We start from the raw sequence: 16636 nt of genomic DNA, 5'->3' as shown, positions 1-16636 counted from the left end.
ATCGCGCCGGGGCGCGTCCGCGAGGCGGTCTCGGCCGCGGTCACGGCTCGAAGCGTCCCTGCTCGGCCTTGTTGGTGTATTGCAGGGCCAGCAGCATGCCCTTCAGCGGGCGGACCAGGATGAGGCTGAGGCCGATCGAGAGCGATCCGGCCACCAGCGCGTGGACCCACATCGGCGGCTGGTAGGTGATCTCCATCCACAGGGCGAGGCCGACCACGAGGATGCCGACGATCGACATCACGAAGAAGGCCGGCCCGTCGCCCGAATCGAACGCGCCGTAGTCGAGGTCGCAGACCTCGCAGGCGGGGGCGATGGTGAGGAACCCCTTGAACATGTGGCCTTCGCCGCAGCGCGGGCAGCGGCCGCGCAGGCCGGTCGAGATCGGTGCTTGTGGCGTGTAGGTCCGGGCCAAGCTCAGGTTCCTTGCATGACGTGAAGCCCCGCAGCGATGCACCACGTGTCGGCCTCACCGAGGATATGGGTCCCCGGACACGAAAAAGGGCGGCCGGAGCCGCCCTTCGATGCATGTCCCCCCTGCGTCACAGGGGATCCTGCCCGATCGCGCTCAGTGCGCCGCGTGCCCGGCGCCCGAACCCCAGACGTAGATCGCCGCGAACAGGAACAGCCACACCACGTCGACGAAGTGCCAGTACCAGGCGGCGAACTCGAACCCGAGATGCTGCTTGACCGTAAACTGCCCGAGATAAGCGCGGTACAGGCAGATCCCGAGGAAGATCGTGCCGATGAGGACGTGCGCGCCGTGGAAGCCCGTCGCCATGAAGAAGGTCGACGAGTAGATGCTGCCGGCGAAGCCGAAATGCGCGTGGCCGTACTCGTAGGCTTGGCAGGCGGTGAACAGCACGCCGAGGATCACGGTCAGCCACAGGCCGTACTTCAGGCCCTTGCGGTCGTCGTGGAGCAGGGCGTGGTGGGCCCAGGTCACGGTGGTGCCGGAGGTCAACAGGATTAGGGTGTTCAGCAGCGGCAGGTGCCAGGGGTCGAACGCCTCGATCCCCTTCGGCGGCCAGACGCCGCCGGTGAAGCCGACGCGCGAGGCCTGGATCGGGTCGGCGGTGTAGAGCGCCGCCTCGAAATAGGCCCAGAACCACGCGACGAAGAACATCACCTCGGAGGCAATGAACATCATCATGCCGTAGCGGTGATGAAGCTGCACCACGCGGGTGTGGTCGCCTTGGTTGGCCTCGTGGACCACGTCCTTCCACCACGAGAACATGGTGTAGAGCACGCCGAGCGAGCCGGCGCCGAAGATGTAGGGGCCGGGGGTGAGCGTGCCGATCTGCAGGCTCTTCATCCAGAACACGGCGCCGAAGGCCATCACGAAGCCAGAGAAGGCGCCGATGAGCGGCCAAGGGCTCGGTGCGAGGATGTGGAAGTCGTGATTCTTGGCGTGCGCCTCGGCCATCTTACCCGTCTCTCCTCGACCCCGTCGGTCCTGCGCCGTCGCCGGCTCGCGGTCCGCTTACCCTGAACGCCGAATTCGGGCCGTCCGGCCCGTCCGGTCTACCCGCACCCTTAGCGGAGGCGGGCGCGTGTTGTCACGCTTCGCGCACCGGGAAATCCCGGCGCGGTCAGAAATCCCGCTTGTTTCCGGGTGTGCTCGTGTTGGCGACCGCAGCGGTGACCGGCTCGCCGTTCTTCGAGGCGAAGTAGGTGTAGGACAGCGTCATCTCGGAGAGATGCGCGGTGTTCGAATCCTTCCGCACCTCGGGATCGATGTAGAACACCACCGGCACGTCGAGCGTCTCGCCCGGCTGGAGCGTCTGCTCCTTGAAGCAGAAGCACTCGATCTTGACGAAGTAGCTGCCCATCAGCCCGGGCTGCACGTTGAAGGTCGCCACGCCGGTGGACGGCGTCGTGCCGGTGTTCTTGACCTGGAAAAACACGGTCTTCGTCTCGCCGAGATGCGCCTCGACCCGGCGCGACTCGGCCTTGAACCGCCACGGCAGCGAGGAAGACACGTTGGTGTCGAAGTGGACGACCATGCTGTCGTCGGTGGCGACGCCGCCGGTGAGCGCCGGGCCCTGGCGCGGCGTGCCGTCGTAGCCGGTCGCCTTGCAGAACGCGTCGTAGAGCGGCACCGACGCGAAGGCGAGGCCGATCATGCCCACGGCCATGCCGCCGCAGGCGAAGGCGGTGCGCAGCATCGTCCTGTCGGTGTTCGGTGTGCTCATCAGAGCGGCCGGTTCAGGATTTGCGGCCCGAGCTTGGCGATCGTCAGGACGAAGAACAGCAGCACCATGGCGCCGAGCGCCAGGGCGATCGCGATCGAGCGCTTGCGCCGGCGCGCCTCCTCCTCGGGGGTGAGGGGGCGCATCTCGATCTTGGGAAAGCCGTGCGGATCGTATTCCATCAGGCGAAGACCGGGCGGAACAGGCCGAGGCTCTGCTCGGCGAGCAGCGCCGAGAACAGAACGAATAGGTAGAGGATCGAGAAGCCGAACATCCCCATGGCGGCCTTCTTCTCGGCCTCGCCCTCGCGGTTGCGATAGACCTGCACGCTGAAGGCCAGCATGCCGAGGCCGCCCAGCACGCCGACCACCGCGTAGAGAAGGCCGGCGAAGCCGAGCCAGACCGGCAAGAGGCCGAGCGGCGCGAGCAGCAGCGTGTAGTAGATGATCTGGCGGCGGGTCGAGGTCGGGCCGGCGGTGTTCGGCATCATCGGGATGCCGGCCTTGGCGTACTCGCCGGCCTTCACCAGGGCCAGCGCCCAGAAGTGCGGCGGCGTCCAGATGAAGATGATCGCGAACAGAACCAGCGATTCGACGCCGACCGAGCCGGTCACCACCGCCTGGCCGATCACCGGGGGGAGGGCGCCGGCGGCGCCGCCGATGACGATGTTCTGCGCGGTCGCCCGCTTGAGCCACATCGAGTAGATCACCGCGTAGAACACGATGGTGAAGGCGAGCAGCCCGGCCGAGAGCCAGTTCGCCGCGAGCCCGAGCACCATCACCGAGCCGACCGAGAGCACGAGGCCGAAGGCCAGGGCCTCGTTCGGCTGGATGCGGCCGTCGGGGATCGGGCGCTTGGCGGTGCGCGTCATGATCGCGTCGATGTCGGCGTCCCACCACATGTTGAGGCAGCCCGAGGCGCCGGCCCCGATGGCGATCATCAGCAGCGAGATCACCGCGACGGCCGGCGGCACGTGGCCGTGCGACACCACCATGCCGACGAGGGCGGTGAAGATCACCAGCACCATCACCCGCGGCTTCAGCAGGGCGAAGTAGTCGGGCACGTCTCCGCCGACGACCGAGACCGGCGTCGCGCCGGCGGGCAGGCTGTTCGACAGGGTGGTCATGGACACCGTAACCATTCTGCTTTTCGCGCTCGGGCCCGCGCGGCGGGAGCGCTCGATCCGGCACGGGAAGTCGCGAACCGGAACAGTTCCAAACGTCCGGGCGTCGTACGCCGGAAAAAGGGGGGGTCCTGCCGAGCGCCGCTCAGACCGGACCGTCGCACCGCCCTTGCCGGGACCCTTCGCGGGAAGGATCCGGGGAAGGGCGGGGGCCGCGCGATGCGGCCCCCGCGAAGTGATTAGTGGTGACCCGGCTCGTCGACGATGCGGGGCAGCGTCTCGAACTGGTGGAAGGGCGGCGGCGACGACAGCGTCCACTCCAGGGTGGTCGCGCCGGGACCCCAGGGGTTGTCCGCGGCCCGCTCCTTCGAGCGGAAGGCGAGGATGACGCCGATCACGAACACCATCATGCCGAGGCCGAAGATGTGGCCGCCGTAGGTCGAGACCTTGTGCCAGCCCGCGAACGCCTCCGGGTAGTCGGCGTAGCGACGCGGCATGCCGGCGAGCCCGAGGAAGTGCATCGGGAAGAACAGGATGTTCGCGCCGATGAAGGCCAGCCAGAAGTGCAGCTTGCCGGCCCATTCGGGGATGATGTGGCCGGTCATCTTCGGGAACCAGTAGTAGATGCCGGCGAAGATGATGAACACGGCGCCGAGCGAAAGCACGTAGTGGAAGTGCGCGACGACGTAGTAGGTATCGTGCAGGTACTTATCGACCGCCGAGTTCGCGAGCACGACGCCGGTGACGCCGCCGACCGTGAACAGGAAGATGAAGCCCACCGCCCAATGCATCGCCGCGGTGAAGCGGATCGAGCCGCCCCACATCGTCGCGATCCAGGAGAAGATCTTCACGCCGGTCGGCACCGCGATCACCATGGTGGCGAACACGAAGTAGGACTGCGTCTGCAGCGACAGGCCGACGGTGTACATGTGGTGCGCCCACACGACGAAGCCGACGACGCCGATCGCGACCATCGCGTAGGCCATCGCGAGGTAGCCGAAGACCGGCTTGCGCGAGAACGTGGCGATGATGTGCGAGACGATGCCGAAGGCCGGCAGGATCATGATGTACACTTCGGGGTGACCGAAGAACCAGAACAGGTGCTGGTAGAGGATCGGATCGCCGCCGCCGGCCGGGTCGAAGAAGGTGGTGCCGAAGTTGCGGTCGGTGAGCAGCATGGTGATCGCGCCGGCGAGGACCGGGAGCGACAGCAGCAGCAGGAAGGCGGTGACGAGCTCGGCCCAGGCGAAGAGCGGCATCTTGTGCAGCGTCATGCCGGGGGCGCGCATGTTGAGGATGGTCGTGATGAAGTTGATCGCCCCGAGGATCGAGCCGGCGCCGGAGAGGTGCAGCGCGAAGATCGCGAAGTCGACGGCCGGGCCGGGATGGCCGGCGGTGGAGAGCGGCGGGTAGACGGTCCAGCCGGTGCCGGCGCCGGACGCGCCGGGCGCGCCCTCGACGAACAGCGAGCAGATCAGGCTGCAGAAGCCCGCCACCGTCAGCCAGAACGAGATGTTGTTCATGCGCGGGAAGGCCATGTCCGGCGCGCCGATCATCAGCGGCACGAACCAGTTGCCGAACCCGCCGATCAGCGCGGGCATCACCATGAAGAACACCATGATGAGGCCGTGGCCGGTGACGAAGACGTTGTAGGTCTGCGGATTGGAGAAGTACTGGAGGCCGGGCGCCTCCATCTCCATCCGGATGCCGAAGGACAGGAACGCGCCGATCATGCCCGCGCAGAACGCGAACAGCAGGTAGAGCGTGCCGATGTCCTTGTGGTTCGTCGACAGGAACCAGCGGGCGAAGAACGAGGGTTTGTGGTCGTGGGCCTCGTGGGCCCCTGCATGCGCTGCGGCGGTTGCCATCTGAGCTGAGCCTTGTGCGTGTCTCTCGAGATCTCGGTGGGTCGGGCCGGCACCGTCGCGGCGCCGGCCCGAGGCGCGCCCGCTACCGGGCGTCGGCGAGCTTGGACCCGTCGTCGATGCGGGCGTACTTGGTCTTGGCCTCGCCGAGCCAGGCTGCGTAGGCCTCGTCGTTCACGACGCGGACGACGATCGGCATGTAGGCGTGGCGCTGGCCGCAGAGCTCGGAGCACTGGCCGTGATAGGTGCCCTCGCGGTCGGCCTTGAACCAGAACTGGTTGAGGCGGCCGGGGACGGCGTCGATCTTGAAGCCGAAGGACGGCATCGCCCAGGAATGCATGACGTCGGCGGCGGTGACCTGGATCTTGACGATCTTGTTCACCGGAACGACCATCTCGTTGTCGGTCTGCAGCAGCCGCGGCTGCTTGTCCTCGTCGATGTTGGCGTCGAACGAGAAGCCGCCGCCCTGGTCGGCGGGGTACTCGTAGGACCAGTACCAGGCGTGGCCGGTGACCTTGATCATCACGTCGGACTTCGGATCCGACAGCTGCACGCGCAGCAGGCGGAACGACGGGATCGCGACGGCGACGAGGATGAGCACCGGGACGATGGTCCAGGCCACCTCGATCAGGGTGTTGTGGGTGGTCTTCGAGGGCGTCGGGTTCCGCTTCTCGCTGAAGCGGTAGATGCACCACAGGATCAGGCCGAGCACGAACACGCAGATGGCCAGCGACAGCCAGTGCACCCACGACTCGAACTGGAGGATGTCGCGGGCGTTCTCGGTCACGGGGACCTGGCGGTCCATCTGCCAGGGCTCGGGCTGGCCGATGCCGGCGGCCAGGGCCTGCGACGACGTCAGGAGCAGCGCGCCGAACGCGGCGAGCCCCCTCATGGAGCGGTGTTTCGTCTGCGCCGTCCGCATGTGCCTCTCGTGGCTCCCCTTGGTCACGTTACGCTCCGTCGACCGCCCGCATCTTGCTTGAACGAGGTTTGCGGTGTCGCTCGACGGAATGGACGCCCCGAAGGCGCGTGGCCCGGGTATCCGATCGCGGTGTCAGACCACAAGGTCGTGAAAGGCGCAACCGCACAAGCGTCGCATCGCACGCTTTCCGGACGCTCCGCTCCGTCACCCGGGCGATCGCCGCAGGGGCGGCTCGGCCCGCGGCCTGCTATAGGGCGTGCTCGGGTCGAGCGGCGGGAACAGCCCATGACGGACGGACGGCGGCCGGTTCAGGCCACTTCGGAGACGGGCCTGCGTGATACGGCCTTGCAGGTGGCGACCCGCGTCGTCGCCTACGCCGCGCCGGAGCCGCGCGACGATCACCGCGCGCTCGCCGTCGAGATGCCGGTGAACCTCGTCTACGGCAGCGTGCCCTATGCGGTGATGATGGCGACGCCGGCCGACCTGGAGGATTTCGCCTACGGCTTCAGCCTGACCGAAGGCATCGTCGCGGCGGCCGACGAGATTCGCGGCGCCGCGGTCGAGCCGGGCGACGGCGGGCTGCGCCTGCTGGTGGATTTGGCGCCCGGGCGCCTGCGCGAGCATCTCGCCCGCAAGCGCGCGATCAGCGGGCGCACCGGCTGCGGCGTCTGCGGGATCGAGGATCTCGCCGCCCTGCCGCGGGCCGAGACCCGGGCCGCGTCGGGCCGCGTGCGCGTCGGGACGGAGGCGATCGCGCGGGCCTTGTCGGATCTCGGCGATTCCCAGGTGCTCGGGCGCGAGACGCGGGCCGTGCACGCCGCCGCCTGGGCGCGCTTCGACGGGAGCCTCGTGGCGGTCCGCGAGGATGTCGGCCGGCACAACGCGCTGGACAAGCTGATCGGGGCGCTGATCCGGACGAGAACCGACCCGGCCGCGGGCTTCCTCGTGATCACCAGCCGGTGCTCGTTCGAGATGGTCGAGAAGGCTGCGCATTTCGGCGCGTCGGTCCTGGTCGCGATCTCGGCCCCGACCTCGCTCGCGATCGAGCGGGCGCGCCTGCACGACATGACGCTCTGCGCCATCGCCCGGGCCGATTCGTTCACGCTGTTCTGCGGGGACGAGCGCGTGGTCGGCCGCGCAGGGTAGCGGCCGATCAGGGTGTCGGCGCGTCCTTGTCCGGCGCGCCCGGCACGAGGGTCGCGCCACCGATGACGCGGACGTTGCGCTTGGCCTCGGGCGGATTCTTCCAGCTCTGGTCGGCGGGTTTGACCTCCGAGGTCTTCACGTCCACCGGCTTCGATTCGCCCGGCTTCGATTCGACCGACTTGGCCAAGGTCCCGTCGGCGGGCGGCTGGACCGCTGCCGGAGTCGGCGTGACGCCGGGAACCGGCGCGGCCTTCGGCTGATCCACGGCGGCGACGGGAGCCTCCGGCTTCGCCTCGGGCTTGGCGGCGTCCACCGGGCGGAGCTTGGGCGCCTCGGGAACGGTGCGCGCCTGCGCTTTTCCTTCGATCGCCTTGCCATCGCGCGCCTTCTCGTCGAGCGCTTTGGTGTCGGACAACCGTGGCGGGTTGGCGACGCGGGCGAGCTTGCGCGGCGATTCGGCGGGGCCGCGCCGATCGGGGTTGATGCCTTGCGGGTTCGGGTCCGCGAGCGTGCGCCCCGGCATGCCGTTCGATCCGTCGGGTCGGGCATAATCGGCCTCGGCCGGCGCACGGCGCAGGGGCATTCCGCGTGCCTCGGGCAACGGGATGTCGGACGGCGGGAGCAGGCGCTCTGCCTGCCGCATCGGCTGGCGCGGCATCTCGTCCTCTTCGGTCCAGCCGTAGCCGGGCGCCGGGCGGGTAAGGGCGATCGGGCCGTCGTCGAGGCGCTGGCGGCCGAGGATCGCGCCGTCCCGGGCATCGACGAACAGGCGCACGCGGGCACCCATCGGGTTGAAGGCCTCGACGATGTAGGCGCGTCCGTCGAAGCGCGGGCGGCTCATGCCGCTGAAGCCGCGCTCGCTCAGGCGCCATGCGACTGCGCGCGGCGGCATGATCGCCTCGTCGTACGCGTATTGCGCCCGCGCCGCGTCGGCGGCACCGATTAGCAGGGCGCAGGCGGCGAGGCCCGCACGGAGACGACGATAGGATCGGTTCACGGCTGACCTCCCGGTCGCATTCTCAAGATCGCCCGAAATCTCCGCAGGCGCTCGCCCCGCGCCGGGGAGTCCCGATCGGGACCTGCCGACGATCCGGCCCGGGCCCCGCGCCGAAGGACCGCGTCCCGCGTGTCCTTCGGCCATTCCGGCAGGGTCGTTGCCCCGCATGCCGCTTGTGCTCGGCGCTCGCCTTTGAGCGGAGGATTTGGGCGCAATTGCGGGAGAAAGCGGGCGGCGAAGGGCCGATCTCGACCACGATCCACCCGTTCGCATGGCCCCTCGCACGACGGGGAATTGGGTCGCCTGCCGATCCGGTGTGGGGGCGGACATGGGACCGGACATGGGATCCGGCATGGGATGCGGCATCAAAACGCCGCTTTTGGTCCCGCGGGGCCCTTGCTGGAATTTTTGAAATCTGCCAGTTTGCAGCGTTAGGACAGTATGACTGTCCCATTTCTAGTGCGCGCGTGCGAACGATGCCGCGCGGTGGGGCCGTTCAGGCCTGGGCAGAGGGTTTCGGGACGTGACCATCGTGACGTCGAAACGAGATCGCGAGCCGGTCGCCGCAGAGGCGATCCGGGCCCACGCCGGCTGACATCGGGCCGGTGCGAGCCCGCGGGTAGCGGGCGCTTCCTCCACCGAGGACCCTCCCGAGACCCGACGAGACAAGATGACTGGCCCGGCCTCGCTTGAGCGCCGGGCATGAAACATGCTCGCCTGGCGGGCATGGGCGTTCGAACGGGTCTGGTCGATCTTTCGGGGATGGTGGGCATGGCGGCTTTCGGGAATGCGGACATGGCCGTGAGCGGGAACCTCAACGCCGACACGGCGCCGGCGGCCCGCGACGGCGTCGCGCCGCTGGTGGTGCGCGATCCGGCGATGCCGGTGGCGCAGGGCGCCTATGATCCCCGCAACGAGCGGGACGGCTGCGGCGTCGGCTTCGTCGCCGACATGCACGACCGGCGCACCCACGCCATCGTCGAGCAGGGCCTGAAGATCCTGGAGAACCTCGACCATCGCGGCGCGGTCGGAGCCGACCCGAAGATGGGCGACGGCTGCGGCATCCTCACGCAGATCCCGCACGCCTTCTTCGCCGAGGAATGCTCGCGCCTCGGCTTCGAGCTGCCCCCGGCCGGCGACTACGCCATCGCGCAGCTGTTCATGCCGAAGGCCGACGAGCCGCGCGCGATCATCGAGGCCATCGTCGAGGAAGCGCTCGCGTCGGAAGGGCTGCCCCTGCTCGGCTGGCGCGACGTGCCGGTCGACCCCGAGGATCTCGGCATCGCCGTGAAGGCGACCGAGCCGCATCACCGCCAGCTCTTCATCGGGCGCCCGGCCTCGGCGGCCGATGGCGACGCGTTCGAGCGGCGCATCTACGTCGCCCGCAAGGTGATCTCCGGCCGCGTCTACGGCCTGAAGGACCCGCGGGTGATGGAGTTCTACCCCGTCTCCGTGTCGAGCCGGACCATCGTCTACAAGGGCATGGTCCTGGTGAACCAGCTCGGGAACTACTTTCTCGACCTGAAGGACCAGCGCTTCGTCTCGGCGATCGCGCTGGTGCACCAGCGCTTCGCCACCAACACCTTCCCGACCTGGCGCCTGTCGCACCCCTACCGGATGGTGGCGCATAACGGCGAGATCAACACGCTGCGCGGCAACGTGAACTGGATGTCGGCCCGCCAGGCGAGCGTCGATTCGGAGCTGTTCGGCAACGACATCTCGAAGATCTGGCCGATCTCCTACGAGGGCCAGTCCGACACCGCGTGCTTCGACAACGCACTCGAGTTCCTCGTGATGGGCGGCTACCCGCTGGCCCACGCGATGATGATGCTCATCCCCGAGGCCTGGGCCGGCAACCCGCTGATGGGCGAGGATCGGCGCTCGTTCTACGAGTACCACGCCGCGCTGATGGAGCCGTGGGACGGGCCCGCCGCCGTCGCCTTCACCGACGGCCGCCAGATCGGCGCGACCCTCGACCGCAACGGCCTCCGCCCCGCCCGCTACATCGTCACCGACGATGGCCTCGTCGTGCTCGCCTCCGAGATGGGCGTTCTGCCGATCCCGGACGAGAAGATCGTCCAGTCCTGGCGCCTGCAGCCGGGCCGGATGCTGCTGATCGACCTCGAGAAGGGCCGCATCGTCGACGACGAGGAGATCAAGGGCGAGCTCGCCGCCGCGCACCCCTACGCGGAGTGGGTGAAGAACACCCAGATCGTGCTCGAGGACCTCAAGCCGGTCACCGCCCGCGAGAGCCGCACCGACGTGTCGCTGCTCGATCGCCAGCAGGCCTTCGGCTACAGCCAGGAAGACCTCAAGCTGCTCATGGCGCCGATGGCCGTGACCGGCCAGGAGGCGGTCGGCTCGATGGGCACCGACACGCCGCTCTCCGCTCTGTCCGACAAGTCGAAGTCGCTCTACACCTACTTCAAGCAGAACTTCGCGCAGGTCACCAACCCGCCGATCGACCCGATCCGCGAGGAGGCCGTGATGAGCCTCGTCTCGTTCATCGGCCCGCGCCCGAACCTGCTCGACATGGAAGGCGCCTCGCGCCGCAAGCGCCTGGAAGTCCGCCAGCCGATCCTGACCAACACGGATCTCGAGAAGATCCGCTCGATCGGCCATTTCGAGGACCGCTTCGACACCAAGACGCTGGACATCACCTACCCGGCCGAGACCGGCGCGGCGGCGATGAACGGCGCGCTCGACCGGCTCTGCGACCGCGCGGAAGTCGCGGTGCGCGGCGGCTACAACATCATTGTCCTGTCCGACCGCGCGGTCGGCCCCGACCGCATCCCGATCCCGGCGCTGCTGGCGACGGCGGCCGTGCACAACTACCTGATCCGCAAGGGGCTGCGCACCTCGGTCGGGCTCGTGGTCGAATCGGGCGAGCCGCGCGAGATCCATCACTTCGCGTGCCTGGCCGGCTACGGCGCCGAGGCGATTAACCCGTATCTCGCCTTCGAGACGCTGGTGGCGATGAAGCACGAATTCCCGCCGGACCTCGTCGACGAGGAGATCATCTACCGCTACATCAAGTCGATCGATAAGGGCCTGCTGAAGGTCATGTCGAAGATGGGCATCTCGACCTACCAGTCCTATTGCGGCGCGCAGATCTTCGACGCGATCGGGCTGAACTCGGCCTTCGTCGCGCGCGACTTCTTCGGCACCGCGACGATGGTCGAGGGCGTCGGCATGGCCGAGATCGCCGAGGAGACCGTGCGCCGCCACGCCGACGCGTTCGGCGACGCGCCGATCTATCGCAACGCCCTCGATGTCGGCGGCGAGTACGCCTACCGGCTGCGCGGCGAGGCCCATACCTGGACCCCGGACACCGTTGCGACGCTGCAGCATGCGGTGCGCCTCGGCGTGCCCGAGCGCTACCGCGAATACGCCAAGCTGGTGAACGACCAGGAGCAGCAGCTCAAGACCCTGCGCGGCCTGTTCCGGATCAAGCTCGCCGGCGAGATCGGACGCGAGCCGGTGCCCGTGGAGAGCGTCGAGCCGGCCGCCGACATCGTCAAGCGCTTCGCCACCGGCGCGATGTCCTACGGCTCGATCTCGAAGGAGGCGCACGAGACCCTGGCGATCGCCCTGAACTCCTTCGGCGGCCGCTCGAACTCGGGCGAGGGCGGCGAGGAGGTCGAGCGCTTCAAGCCGCTGCCGGACGGTCGCTCGCGCCGCTCATCGATCAAGCAGGTCGCCTCCGGCCGCTTCGGCGTCACGACCGAGTACCTCGTCAACGCCGACATGATGCAGATCAAGGTCGCGCAGGGCGCCAAGCCCGGCGAGGGCGGACAGCTGCCCGGCCACAAGGTCGACGCCAAGATCGCCAAGGTCCGCTATGCCACGCCCGGCGTCGGCCTGATCTCGCCGCCGCCGCACCACGACATCTACTCGATCGAGGATCTGGCACAGCTGATCTTCGACCTGAAGAACGTGAACCCGGCGGCCGACGTCTCGGTCAAGCTCGTCTCCGAGGTCGGCGTCGGCACGGTCGCGACCGGCGTCGCCAAGGCGCGGGCCGACCACATCACCATCTCGGGCTTCGACGGCGGCACCGGAGCGGCGCCGCTGACCTCGCTCAAGCATGCCGGCGGCCCGTGGGAGACCGGCCTCGCCGAGACGCAGCAGACGCTGGTGATGAACCACCTGCGCGGCCGCGTCGCGCTGCAGGCCGACGGCGGCATCCGCACGGGCCGCGACGTGCTGATCGCGGCCCTGCTCGGCGCCGACCAGTTCGGCTTCTCGACCGCGCCGCTGATCGCGGCCGGCTGCATCATGATGCGCAAGTGCCACCTCAACACCTGCCCGGTCGGCGTCGCGACCCAGGACCCGGTGCTGCGCAAGCGCTTCAAGGGCACCCCCGAGCACGTGGTGAACTACTTCTTCTACGTCGCCGAGGAGCTGCGCGAGCTGATCGCGGCGATGGGCTTCACCAAGCTCGAGGACCTCGTCGGGCGTTCCGACTTCCTCGACAAGGTCGAGGCGATCCAGCACTGGAAGGCGCGCGGGCTCGACTTCTCGAAGCTGTTCCACCGTCCCGACGTCGGGCCGGAGGTCGCCATCCGCTGGGTCGAGACGCAGAAGCACCCGATCGACCACGTCCTCGACCGGCGCCTGATCGCCGGCGCGCAGAACGCGATCGACACCGGCGAGCCGGTGGTGCTCCACGACGTGATCCGCAACTCCGACCGGACCGCGGGCGCGATGCTCTCGGGCGCCGTCGCCAAGGCGCACGGCCACGAGGGCCTGCCCGACGACACCATCGTGGTGAAGCTCTCCGGCACGGCCGGCCAGAGCTTCGGCGCCTGGGTCGCAGCCGGCGTGACGATCGAGCTCACCGGCCACGGCAACGACTACGTCGGCAAGGGCCTGTCGGGCGGCAAGCTGATCATCCGGCCGAGCGACGCGCTTAAGGCGCCCGCCGACAGGACCATCATGGTCGGCAACACCGTGCTCTACGGCGCCATCGCCGGCGAGTGCTACGTCCGCGGCTCGGCCGGCGAGCGCTTCGCCGTGCGCAACTCCGGTGCGATCACTGTCGTCGAGGGCATGGGCGACCATGGCTGCGAGTACATGACCGGCGGCGTGGTCGTGTCGATCGGCGAGACCGGCCGCAACTTCGCCGCCGGCATGTCCGGCGGCATCGCCTACGTGCTCGACGAGGACGGCTCGTTCTCGGCCCGCTGCAACCTCTCGATGGTCGATCTCGAGCCGGTCGAGGAGGAGGACGACCTGATGCGCCGCTTCCACCAGGACGGCGACCTGGAGACCAAGGGCCGCGTCGACATCCTCGCCGACATGTCCGGCCACGACGAGGAGCGCCTGTCGCAGCTCATCACCAATCACCTGAAGTACACGGGCAGCCCGCGTGCCAAGGCGATCCTCGACGACTGGGCGGGCTACCGCACCAAGTTCGTCAAGGTGATGCCGGTGGAGTACCGCCGGGCGTTGCGCGAGATGGAGATGGCACGGATGCCGGTGGCGGCCGAGTAGGCGCGCGCCGGCCTCGTGCCGGTCGATGGAGATCACGTTCGATCCCGCGAAGCGTCTGGTGACGTTGCGCGAGAGGGGCCTCGATTTCGCACGCACCCCTGAAGTCTTCGCCGCCGCGGTGACGACCTTCAGGGACGAGCGGATGGACTACCGCGAGGCGCGATCGATCACGGTGGGAATGCTCGACGGACGGATGGTGGTCGTCGTTTGGACCGAACGGGATCATACTCGCCGGATCATCAGCATGAGGAAGGCCAATGACCGAGAGCAAGCGCGCTATCGCGAACGCGGCTGACCGACCGCTGAACCCCGACGAGATCGGCTGGGATCCGGACGACGCGCCGGAACTGGACGAGGCTTGGTTCGAGAAGGCCGATCGTTTCGTCGGCGGCCGCCTGATCGAGCGCGGGCACCGTCCCGGCGAGACTGAACGGTTGGTGCTTCCCACCGATCTCGTCGAGCGGTTCCGAGCCGGAGGGCCAGGCTGGCAGATACGGATCGAGACCGCGCTCAAGGAATGGTTGCGCGAGCATTCCGACCGGCTCTGAGCCGGCCGACGGACGGCCCAACGAAACACGCGAGCGATGGCGGACATCGCGAGGGGGGACGACATGACGGCGACGCTTGCGACGATCCCACCTGCCGCCATGCGGATCTACGGCGATCTCACCTCGGGCAATTGCCTGAAGATCAAGATCGTCGCCGATCGGCTCGGCCTCGCCTACGAATGGGTTCAGGTCGACGCGCTGAAGGGCGAGAGCCGGACGCCCGCCTACCTCGCTCTGTTTCCGGCAGGCCAGATCCCGGGCGTGGCGTTCGCGGACGGGCGTCGGCTCGCGCAGTCGAACGCGATCATCCGCTACCTCGCCCGCGGCAGCGCGTTGCTGCCGGACGATGCCTTCGCGGCGGCGACGGTCGATCAGTGGCTGTTCTGGGAGCAGTACAGCCACGAGCCGGCGGTCGCGGTCTGCCGGGCGGAGATGAAGTTCCGCGGCGTGCGGCGCGAGGCCCGCGATCCGGCCAGGGTCGCGCGCGGCGAGGCGGCGCTCGACCTGATGGAGCGGCATCTCGCCGGAACGGGCTGGTTCGTGGGCGACGACGCGACCATCGCCGACGTCGCCCTGCTCGCCTACACCCAGTGGGCCGACGAGGGTGGATTCGATCTGGCCGCGAGGCCCGCGATCCGGGATTGGCTCGACCGATGCAAGGTCGCGTTCCGGATCGAACCCGACGCTATCGCCACCGCCGCCGGTCGCTGACCCGATCGCGGCACCACCGATTTTTCGCTACCGACGCTGAGCATCCCGATGGGCAAGATCACCGGCTTCCTCGAATTCGACCGGCAGGACCAGAAGTACCAGCTCGCGGCCGACCGCGTGCGGCACTTCCGCGAGTTCACCCTGCCGCTCGACGAGCACGACCTGAAGAAGCAGGCCGCCCGCTGCATGGATTGCGGCATCCCGTTCTGCCACGGGCCGACCGGCTGCCCGGTGCACAACCAGATCCCGGACTGGAACGACCTCGTGTTCCAGTCGGATTGGGAAGAAGCCGCGCGCAACCTGCACTCCACCAACAACTTCCCGGAATTTACCGGCCGCATCTGCCCGGCGCCGTGCGAGGAAGCCTGCACGCTGAACCTCGAGAACCAGCCCGTCGCGATCAAGACGATCGAGCAGGCCATCGCCGACCGCGCCTGGAACATGGGCTGGGTCAAGCCCGAGCCGTCGTCGATCCGCACCGGCAAGAAGGTCGCGGTGATCGGGTCGGGCCCGGCCGGCCTCGCGGCGGCGCAGCAGCTCGCCCGGGTCGGGCACGCGGTGCACGTCTACGAGCGCGAGCCGAAGGCCGGCGGCCTGCTCCGCTACGGCATCCCCGACTTCAAGATGGAGAAGCGCCACATCGACCGACGCGTGAAGCAGATGGAAGCCGAGGGCGTGGTCTTCCACTACAACCAGAACGTCGGCGTGACGAAGCCGGTCGAGGAGCTGACCGCGGAGTTCGACGCGGTGCTGTTCTCCGGCGGCGCCGAGGACCCGCGCAACCCGCAGCTGCCGGGGCAGGAGATGGAGGGCGTGCACTACGCGATGCCCTACCTGATCCAGTCGAACCGCCGCGTCGGCGCCGAGCCGATGCGCGGCAACGGCGAGGCGCCGATCCTGGCATCGGGCAAGAACGTGGTGGTGATCGGCGGCGGCGACACCGCGTCCGATTGCGTCGGAACCGCCTTCCGGCAGGGCGCCCTGTCGGTGACGCAGCTCGACATCCGGCCGCGCCCCCCCGAGCGCGAGGACAAGCTCTCGGTCTGGCCGTACTGGCCGACCAAGATGCGGACCTCGTCGAGCCAGGCCGAGGGCGCCGAGCGCGAGTTCCAGGCGGCGACGCTCCGGCTCGAAGGCAACAAGAAGGGCCGGCTCACCGGCGTCGTCTGCGCGCGCGTCGACGCCAAGCGCCAGCCGATCGAGGGCAGCGAGTTCGTGCTGCCGGCCGACCTCGTCTTCATGGCGATCGGCTTCGCCGGCTCGATCCAGAAGGGTCTGCTCGAGCAGTCCGGCATCACGGTCGACAAGCGCGGCAACGTCACCGCCAACGAGGAGGATTACCGCACCTCCGACCCGAAGATCTGGGCGGCCGGCGACATGCGGCGCGGCCAGTCCCTCGTCGTCTGGGCGATCCGCGAGGGCCGTCAGGCCGCCCGCTCGATCGACGAGACGCTGATGGGTGCCTCGATCCTCCCGCGCTGAGGTTTTCGCCGGGCGTTCAGCCCGGCGGCCAGCGGAAATCGTCGGCGCGGCCGGGCTGCGGCAGCGGTGCCGCCCCGCGCTGGAGCGCGCGCTCGACCGTGCCGGTGGCGTCGCCGTCGCGCGGTCGACCGCTGACCAGGACGCCGCCGGGCGACAG

At 68.8% G+C, this 16636-nt stretch carries 14 protein-coding genes and 1 pseudogene; 6 read left to right on the top strand and 9 right to left on the bottom strand.

What is annotated here, in order from left to right:
* Positions 1-40 precede the first annotated feature (40 nt).
* The 7 genes from FV223_RS01950 to coxB all read right to left on the bottom strand — a co-directional run bounded on the left by FV223_RS01950 (position 41) and on the right by coxB (position 6099).
* On the bottom strand, positions 41-412 hold the full coding sequence (locus FV223_RS01950) for a DUF983 domain-containing protein (protein ID WP_246686333.1): 372 nt from the start codon (positions 410-412) through the stop codon (positions 41-43).
* 153 nt (positions 413-565) lie between these two features.
* Entirely contained in the window at positions 566-1423 is an 858-nt protein-coding gene (locus tag FV223_RS01945) for a cytochrome c oxidase subunit 3 (RefSeq protein WP_147725199.1), read from the bottom strand.
* Between the two features lie 166 nt (positions 1424-1589).
* The gene (locus tag FV223_RS01940; RefSeq protein WP_147725197.1) at positions 1590-2192 is read right to left on the bottom strand and encodes a cytochrome c oxidase assembly protein; all 603 of its coding nucleotides are present in this window, start codon (positions 2190-2192) and stop codon (positions 1590-1592) included.
* Positions 2192-2371 (bottom strand): hypothetical protein, encoded by a 180-nt coding sequence (locus FV223_RS01935; protein ID WP_147725195.1) that lies wholly within the window; start codon positions 2369-2371, stop codon positions 2192-2194. The genes FV223_RS01940 and FV223_RS01935 overlap by 1 nt, the downstream gene beginning before the upstream one ends.
* Positions 2371-3315: a heme o synthase gene (locus FV223_RS01930; protein ID WP_147725226.1), complete on the bottom strand. Its 945-nt coding sequence runs from the start codon at positions 3313-3315 to the stop codon at positions 2371-2373. The genes FV223_RS01935 and FV223_RS01930 overlap by 1 nt, the downstream gene beginning before the upstream one ends.
* 236 nt (positions 3316-3551) lie before the next feature.
* Positions 3552-5180, bottom strand: coding sequence for a cytochrome c oxidase subunit I (gene ctaD / locus FV223_RS01925; RefSeq protein ID WP_147725193.1), 1629 nt, complete (start codon positions 5178-5180; stop codon positions 3552-3554).
* 82 nt (positions 5181-5262) lie between these two features.
* The gene (gene coxB, locus FV223_RS01920; protein ID WP_147725192.1) at positions 5263-6099 is read right to left on the bottom strand and encodes a cytochrome c oxidase subunit II; all 837 of its coding nucleotides are present in this window, start codon (positions 6097-6099) and stop codon (positions 5263-5265) included.
* 285 nt (positions 6100-6384) lie between these two features.
* Here coxB and fdhD point away from each other — a divergent pair, with 285 nt between their 5' ends.
* Positions 6385-7245 carry a formate dehydrogenase accessory sulfurtransferase FdhD gene (fdhD, locus tag FV223_RS01915; protein WP_147725190.1) on the top strand — a complete coding sequence of 287 codons (861 nt, stop codon included), beginning with the start codon at positions 6385-6387 and terminating at the stop codon, positions 7243-7245.
* A 7-nt stretch (positions 7246-7252) separates the two neighbouring features.
* Here the strand turns inward: fdhD and FV223_RS01910 are convergent, their stop codons facing one another.
* The gene (locus tag FV223_RS01910; RefSeq protein ID WP_147725188.1) at positions 7253-8242 is read right to left on the bottom strand and encodes a hypothetical protein; all 990 of its coding nucleotides are present in this window, start codon (positions 8240-8242) and stop codon (positions 7253-7255) included.
* Positions 8243-9037: 795 nt separating this feature from the next.
* Here FV223_RS01910 and gltB point away from each other — a divergent pair.
* The 5 genes from gltB to FV223_RS01885 all read left to right on the top strand — a co-directional run bounded on the left by gltB (position 9038) and on the right by FV223_RS01885 (position 16479).
* Positions 9038-13738, top strand: a complete 4701-nt coding sequence (gene gltB, locus FV223_RS01905) for a glutamate synthase large subunit (protein WP_147725186.1) — start codon at positions 9038-9040, stop codon at positions 13736-13738.
* Between the two features lie 25 nt (positions 13739-13763).
* Positions 13764-14033 carry a BrnT family toxin gene (locus tag FV223_RS01900; RefSeq protein WP_147725184.1) on the top strand — a complete coding sequence of 90 codons (270 nt, stop codon included), beginning with the start codon at positions 13764-13766 and terminating at the stop codon, positions 14031-14033.
* Positions 13996-14286: a BrnA antitoxin family protein gene (locus tag FV223_RS01895; protein WP_147725183.1), complete on the top strand. Its 291-nt coding sequence runs from the start codon at positions 13996-13998 to the stop codon at positions 14284-14286. The genes FV223_RS01900 and FV223_RS01895 overlap by 38 nt, the downstream gene beginning before the upstream one ends.
* A gap of 99 nt (positions 14287-14385) precedes the next feature.
* Entirely contained in the window at positions 14386-14997 is a 612-nt protein-coding gene (locus tag FV223_RS01890) for a glutathione S-transferase family protein (protein ID WP_147725225.1), read from the top strand.
* A 48-nt stretch (positions 14998-15045) separates the two neighbouring features.
* Positions 15046-16479, top strand: coding sequence for a glutamate synthase subunit beta (locus tag FV223_RS01885; protein ID WP_147725179.1), 1434 nt, complete (start codon positions 15046-15048; stop codon positions 16477-16479).
* A 16-nt stretch (positions 16480-16495) separates the two neighbouring features.
* Here the strand turns inward: FV223_RS01885 and FV223_RS31440 are convergent.
* Positions 16496-16636, bottom strand: a pseudogene (locus FV223_RS31440) (DUF459 domain-containing protein); the annotation flags it as partial.

Source organism: Methylobacterium sp. WL116 (genome assembly GCF_008039455.1).
Lineage (GTDB): Bacteria > Pseudomonadota > Alphaproteobacteria > Rhizobiales > Beijerinckiaceae > Methylobacterium.
This window is presented reverse-complemented; position numbering and strand designations above follow the sequence as displayed.

What these genes read in the sequence shown, in the direction of transcription:
- FV223_RS01945 (WP_147725199.1), bottom strand. Translation starts at nt 1,423, where the DNA reads ATGGCCGAGGCGCACGCCAAGAATCACGACTTCCACATCCTCGCACCG.
- FV223_RS01940 (WP_147725197.1), bottom strand. Translation starts at nt 2,192, where the DNA reads ATGAGCACACCGAACACCGACAGGACGATGCTGCGCACCGCCTTCGCC.
- FV223_RS01935 (WP_147725195.1), bottom strand. Translation starts at nt 2,371, where the DNA reads ATGGAATACGATCCGCACGGCTTTCCCAAGATCGAGATGCGCCCCCTC.
- FV223_RS01930 (WP_147725226.1), bottom strand. Translation starts at nt 3,315, where the DNA reads ATGACCACCCTGTCGAACAGCCTGCCCGCCGGCGCGACGCCGGTCTCG.
- ctaD (WP_147725193.1), bottom strand. Translation starts at nt 5,180, where the DNA reads ATGGCAACCGCCGCAGCGCATGCAGGGGCCCACGAGGCCCACGACCAC.
- coxB (WP_147725192.1), bottom strand. Translation starts at nt 6,099, where the DNA reads ATGCGGACGGCGCAGACGAAACACCGCTCCATGAGGGGGCTCGCCGCG.
- fdhD (WP_147725190.1), top strand. Translation starts at nt 6,385, where the DNA reads ATGACGGACGGACGGCGGCCGGTTCAGGCCACTTCGGAGACGGGCCTG.
- gltB (WP_147725186.1), top strand. Translation starts at nt 9,038, where the DNA reads ATGGCCGTGAGCGGGAACCTCAACGCCGACACGGCGCCGGCGGCCCGC.
- FV223_RS01900 (WP_147725184.1), top strand. Translation starts at nt 13,764, where the DNA reads ATGGAGATCACGTTCGATCCCGCGAAGCGTCTGGTGACGTTGCGCGAG.
- FV223_RS01895 (WP_147725183.1), top strand. Translation starts at nt 13,996, where the DNA reads ATGACCGAGAGCAAGCGCGCTATCGCGAACGCGGCTGACCGACCGCTG.
- FV223_RS01890 (WP_147725225.1), top strand. Translation starts at nt 14,386, where the DNA reads ATGCGGATCTACGGCGATCTCACCTCGGGCAATTGCCTGAAGATCAAG.
- FV223_RS01885 (WP_147725179.1), top strand. Translation starts at nt 15,046, where the DNA reads ATGGGCAAGATCACCGGCTTCCTCGAATTCGACCGGCAGGACCAGAAG.